Raw genomic sequence first — 6164 nt, 5'->3', positions numbered from 1 at the left:
GCTCTGCACCGGTACTTCTTCGGCCATGCACAGGTGACGGAAGAAGCCGGCAGTTTCGCTGTTGGTGGCGTAGCGCTGGTTGCTGTTGACCTTGATCACCGGCCCGGCGTTGAGTTTCGGGCCGTGGTTGGCGTCGTGCTTCTCGGCGTAGTTGGGGTGCACGCCGTGGGCATTGTCGGCCGAGATCAGCAGGGATTTCTGGATCGTACGGACGTAGTCGTCGCCTTCCGGCAGCAGACGTTGCAGCACTTGTTCGAGCATCGGGCCGTCGGCGCCGCAGGCGGACGTCGAGCCGACTTCTTCATGGTCGGTGCAGATCAGCAAGCAGGTTTCGTCGCCATCGGCATTGAGCAGCGCTTGCAGACCGGCGAAACAGGACAGCAAGTTGTCCAGCCGGGCGCCGGCGATGAAGTCGCCGTTCAGGCCGATAACCGCGGCGCTCTGGGTGTCGTAGAAACTCAGTTCGTAATCCAGTACCACGTCGGCGTTCAGGCCGTGCTCGCGGGCGAGTTGATCGGTCAGCAAGGCACGGAAGTCGGCACGCTCGTCGCCCGCAACTTGCGCCAGGATCGGCGGCAACTCGTTTTGAGCGTTAATCGGCCAGCCTTCGTTGGCGGTGCGGTTGAGGTGGATCGCCAGGTTTGGAATGATCGCGATGGGCAGTTTGAAGTCGATCAGCTGGCTTTCGACCTTGCCGTCACGCCGGAAGGTGACACGGCCTGCCAGGGACAGGTCGCGGTCAAACCAGGGGGCGAGCAGGGCGCCGCCGTAGACTTCGACGCCTAACTGCCAGAAGCCCTGGCGCTGCAGTTCGGGTTGCGGTTTGACGCGCAGGCACGGGCTGTCGGTGTGGGCGCCCACCAGGCGAATGCCGCCGGTGAGCGGCGACAGGCGACCGAGTTTGAAGGCCACAATGGAGGAGTCGTTGCGGGTGACGTAGTAGCGCCCGCCCGCTTCGGTGTACCAGGGCTCTCGTTCGTCGAGCCGCTGGTAGCCGGCGCCTTCAAGGCGTTGGACCAGGCTGGCGGTGGCATGAAAGGGGGTGGGGGAGGCCTTGAGGAAATCGATCAGGCCTTGATTCAACTCTTCGCGCATAAGTTACTCCAGACAGCAATGAGCGGGAGTTTACAGGCCAATCCGGGCCGGAGCGAGCGACGGGTGTGAGGGTTGGTTGTGAAGTTGCCTGATGGCCAGTCCAGCGTTAAATGGGTGCTATGGAAAGCTGTCATTTCTGACAGTAGACGATCATTACGAAGCGGCGCCCAATGACTCCCCTGGAATTCACCGACAGGAGTCAACCGCCATGTCCCCAATGCAAGATTTACCCTTCCGCGCCGGTCCTACCGCACTCAATGATCTGGAGATCCCCGGTCGCATTGGTCCTCTTCCGGAACCACCGGCCCAGCCAGGCGAAACGTTATGGGGGATCAACCATGGCGCAGCGCTGGATAACTTCCCGCACAACGGCCTGCAGCTCTACATTCCGCCGTGGTCAGCCATGGGTCAGGGCGACAGTGTGTCGGTGCTGCTTAATGGCACCGTTGTCACCACCGAATTCATCGACGCGGCGGAGGTCAGCCTGCGGGTCACCGCCTTTGTCGATGCCGTGCGCCTGACTCCCGGCGATCACGTGCTTCAGTACCGCGTGACGCGGCTGAATCAGACCCCGGAGACTTCTGCCGAGACCCACATACTGGTGAAGCTCGATCGTCCCGGCGGCCAGGATCAGGACGGTGATACCCCTGGGCATTCGGCTTTCAAATTTACGCTGCCACAGGCCGTCATCAATGAGGGTGTGGATGGTGAGGCGGCCAAGGCGGGCGTACCGGTCTCGATCGAGCCTTATCCGCAGATGGCTGAAGGCGACGACATCAGATTCTCCTGGGGGGGCGAGTTCATCCATCACAAGGTGACGGCTGCCGAAGTCGGCCATGCGATCGAGATAACGGTCGATGAAGCCGTGATTCTTGCAGGCGGCGACTCGGGCGACAACGGACTGGCCGTGACGTACGAAGTCTATGACATCGTGGAAAACCGTTCGGAAGACTGGGCCGCTGAAATCCGCATCGTCGTTGATACAGGCAACTCACGGCTGGACGCACCGTTCGTCAAGGAAGCGTTCAACAATATGCTTGATCTGGACACGCTTTCGGGCGGGCCGGTGACGGTGCAGATTGTGGCGGCAACCACCCGAGAAATGCTGGAACAGCTCACCGCTTCGCTGACAGGTAAGGAGACGCCCACAACTGTCGAGCCTTTCAACGCCGACTTCGTCGTGGGCGACAAGATTGTCGTGACGTTGATGGGCACCACCTCCGAAGGTGAGCCAATCGTTCACGAGGCCCCGGTACTGACGATCGAAAATCTGCCGCACATTTTCGAGATAGGCATCCCCAACGCTGTCGTCCGGCAACTGGCTCAAACTCAGGCGGTTTTCACCTACCGTTTGATTCACCTGGACGGCACCACGTCGAAATCCAGAGGTGCATACATCAATGTCATCGGCGAAGCGGTGCGCATGGCAGCGCCGGTTGCCCTGGATGCAATGCAGGGCGCCCTTGATCCCGAACTCGCAACCACGATCGTGCAGGTCCCCTGGGACGACAGCATGGAAGCGGGCGATCAGATCACCCCGAAGTGGATCGGCACACGGCCTGACTTTACCGTCTACGACCCGCAGCTGAGCCCGCACAACATTACCAATCGGGAAGCCACCAGCAAGGCGCCGATCAACTTTACGGTTGCAGGCACTCACCTGAAAGCCATCGAGGGCGGCACCCTTGGCTTGTATTTCATACTGGCGAAGGACGTCAATGGCACGATTGTCGAACGCGAGTCCGCCCGCGCCACGACGCTGAACGTGGGTGAGCCCCGTGCCGAGCTGCCGGCGCCCACTGTGGCGGGCGTGGTGGACGGGGTTGTCGACCCGCTAGTGGGCGCGACCACCCTGACCGTGTCGGTGTATCCCGCTATGGAAGTGGGCGATGAAATCCATTACCTGTGGCGCGGCAGCGAGGGCGGCGATGTGACCGACTGGATCAACATCACCTCGTTCACCCGGAACAAACCGGTGGTGTTCGACGTGTACGCCGAGGACATTACCGCGAACGATGGCGGCACGGTAGAAACCTGGTACTGGGTGATTCACGCAGGCAGCGGGCATCGCAGCGACTCCGATGTGCTGGCGTTCAGCGTGGGCGCGGGGCAGTTGCCGCTTCTTTCCGCGCCTTTGGTAGCGGGCAGCGAAGACGGCGTTCTTGGGCTTGAGGAAATCCCCGACGGTGCAAAAGTCGTGGTCTCGCCCTGGGCTGGCATGGCCCCCGGAGACCTCGTCGAAATGCTGTGGCAGGACGACAAAGGGACGCCACCTTACACCGCCAGCAAGAACATCACCGGCAATGCTGTCGGCAAAGACGTGCTGTTTGAGGTGGCGCTGGCGGAAGTCCGCAATAACGTCGGTGCGAATGTGACGGTGACCTACATCGTGACGCCGTTGCAGGGCAAGGACCGACCCTCACTGCCGCTGACGTTTGCGGTGCAAGAGCAACCTGCGGTGCAATTGCCCGCGCCGTCCATCGTCGAGGCGATCGGCTCGACGCTGGACCCCGCTGCCGTGCTCAACGGTGCTCACGTGACCATCCGTGCGGGCGCGCAACTCAAGCCAGGGGATGAAGTGACCCTTTCATGGCTGGGCCAGGCGGGGGCAGGCAGCGTTTCACCCGTCAAAACTGCGACTGCGGCTGGCGAGATGGTGTTCGACATCGGCTACGCGACGGTTGCTGCCAACGACGGCCACAGCGTAACGCTGAGTTACACCGTCAAGCGCAGCGGCGGCGCCGCGGAAGGCCCCTCGCCTGTTGCCATCTACGACATCAAGACCAGTATCGGCGCAGGTAAATTGAAAGTCATGGGCGCCCGGTCCAATCCCGGCGTCAGCCCGGCACCGTCGGCACCGCGCCACATCAGCGTTTTCGAGGCCACGACGGGTGCTGCCCTTTCCGCGCAATGGCAATACGAAGGCGACGGCGACAACTGGATTCAGGGAACCACCTTCCGTGATACACACCCCGAGCTTGTGCTGCGCGTGCGCACCAGCAATGACGTTGTGGCGCTGAATCCAGTCAATATCATTGGGAGCGGGTACCAAGGGGGCACTGGGTCTGGCGCGATGGTTGCCCGTCGGGATACAGGCGACGTGGTCTGTTGGGGCAATGCCGCACATGGTGGACAAATCCCTTCCTCGATTATTTACCTGGACGATATCGTTGAAGTCAGTTGCACGCGCAGCGCTTACGCCGCTCGACGCCAGAACGGTGAAGTCGTGGTCTGGGGCAACGAGGCAGACGGCGGCCGCCTCGGCCTCTCAGAACCCGGCGTTTCGGCTGTGAACTTTGTACGAGTGTTTGGCAGCTGCTCTGCATTTGGCGGAATAACCACCGCTGGGAACGTTCTCGCATGGGGCAATGCTACTAATGGGGGTACAGTCCCGGCATCAATCGCCACGCTGACCGACATTTCTCACTTGGAGGGGAACGTTAAAGCATTCGCCGCCATCAGGCGCAACGGCATGGTGGTTGCTTGGGGAGACCCCGACTGGGGCGGTAGTGTTCCGCCTGCCATCGCAGCGCTGAACGATATCACCAGTCTCATTGGCAGCAAGTTCGCTTTTGCTGCGCTGCGCTCCACTGGGAGCGTGGTGGCCTGGGGCTACTCTTACGACGGTGGAGAAGTGCCACAGCAAATCGCTGCGCTGAACGACATTGTGGAGCTGGGAGGCAGCACCGATGGGGCGTTTTCCTTGATCAGGACCAATGGGCAGGTCATGGCTTGGGGTAATTCGGAATATGGCAGTACCGTGCCTAACCGGGTCGCCTCGTTGAGGGATATCGTTGAGGTCAGCGGCACCTTCAGGGCCTTCGCGGCTCGACGAAGCAGTGGCCACGTGGTTGTCTGGGGGGATGGCTCATATGGTGGAAGCATCCATAAGGACATCGCCGTGCTTGACGATATCGTTCAGGTAATCGGGAACTTCGGGGCATTCGCCGCCCTGAGGCGTAACGGTGAAGTGGTCGCCTGGGGCCCAACCGCGTCAGGCGGCGATGTGAGCACTGTGCTCGCCCAGCTACACCATGTGCAGGCTATCTATGCCAACTGGCGCAGCTTTGTAGCGCTCACGTCCGACGGCCGGGTAGTAACCTGGGGGGAGCCCGAGAGCGGCGGCGACAGCAGCGCCGTCCAACACTTGCTGTGCGGAAAGGTCTCCTATCTGGCCAGTCCGGCTTCAAGGGGTCGAACACTGGCTGACAGGCAGTCCCTCGAGAAGAAAGCTGCGGAATCGGACAACAGCTGAATCGAGCAAACCGGACGTTAGGGAAGGGAGGCCCAGGATGGTCTCCCCACCTTTTGTCTGAACCTTTGATTCCTGGGTATGGTTAGGCAGGGGCGGCTGTTAAGGGGGTTCTCGCGCCTCGGACATCCAAAAGAACAACACACCGCAAAATCAGAAGCATGATCAAAACGGCGCCGGGCACTCAAACCGTACGCGCTCACCCGTCACCGGATGGGTAAACGCCAACATGCTCGCATGCAGACACAACCGTCCATACGCTGCCAACGCCTCAGGGTGCGCATAAAGGCCGTCACCCAATAGTGGGTGCCCTATCGACAGCATATGCACCCGCAACTGATGCGAGCGCCCGGTGATCGGCGTCAGCTCAACGCGGCAATACGTGTCATGGCGCTCCAGCACCTTCCAGAACGTCAGCGCATGCTTGCCAAATTCATGGTCCACGACATGCCGTGGCTTGGTCGGCGGGTCATAACGCAGCGGCAAATCGATACTCCCGCTGTCCAGCGTCGGCTGACCCCAGGCCAACGCGGTGTAGGCCTTCTCCGTTTCGCGGTCATGAAACTGCCGAGACAGCTCGCGATGTGTGTCCGCGTCGCGGGCCAGCAGGATGATGCCGGACGTTTCCCAGTCCAGGCGGTGAACGATGCGCGCTTCCGGGTAGCCGTTTTCCTGGAGGCGGGTGATCAGGCAGTCTTTGTTGTCGTCCGCACGGCCCGGCACGGAGAGCAGGAGGGTAGGCTTGTTCACCACCAGGACGGCGTCGTCCTGATGGAGAATGTGAACGTTGGACAGCGGCATCTAACAGCCTCGTAGC

Annotated in this window: 3 protein-coding genes; 1 reads left to right on the top strand and 2 read right to left on the bottom strand. The window is 61.3% G+C overall.

Annotated features, from left to right (window positions below; all coding sequences use genetic code 11):
* A partial coding sequence (locus VF672_RS21635; protein ID WP_331106705.1) for a M18 family aminopeptidase occupies positions 1–1095 on the bottom strand: 1095 nt, incomplete at its 3' end.
* Positions 1096–1303: 208 nt separating this feature from the next.
* On the opposite strand from VF672_RS21635, the gene VF672_RS21630 reads away from it, so the two are divergent.
* Positions 1304–5350, top strand: a complete 4047-nt coding sequence (locus VF672_RS21630; protein ID WP_331106703.1) for a hypothetical protein — start codon at positions 1304–1306, stop codon at positions 5348–5350.
* A 162-nt stretch (positions 5351–5512) separates the two neighbouring features.
* Here VF672_RS21630 and VF672_RS21625 read toward each other — a convergent pair whose 3' ends face one another.
* The gene (locus VF672_RS21625; protein WP_331106701.1) at positions 5513–6148 is read right to left on the bottom strand and encodes an RluA family pseudouridine synthase; all 636 of its coding nucleotides are present in this window, start codon (positions 6146–6148) and stop codon (positions 5513–5515) included.
* Positions 6149–6164: the final 16 nt, after the last annotated feature.

The sequence above is a fragment of the Pseudomonas sp. genome (assembly GCF_036387035.1).
Taxonomy (GTDB): domain Bacteria; phylum Pseudomonadota; class Gammaproteobacteria; order Pseudomonadales; family Pseudomonadaceae; genus Aquipseudomonas.
Note: the sequence above shows the minus strand (reverse complement) of the source record. Positions and strands in the feature narration are given on the sequence as shown.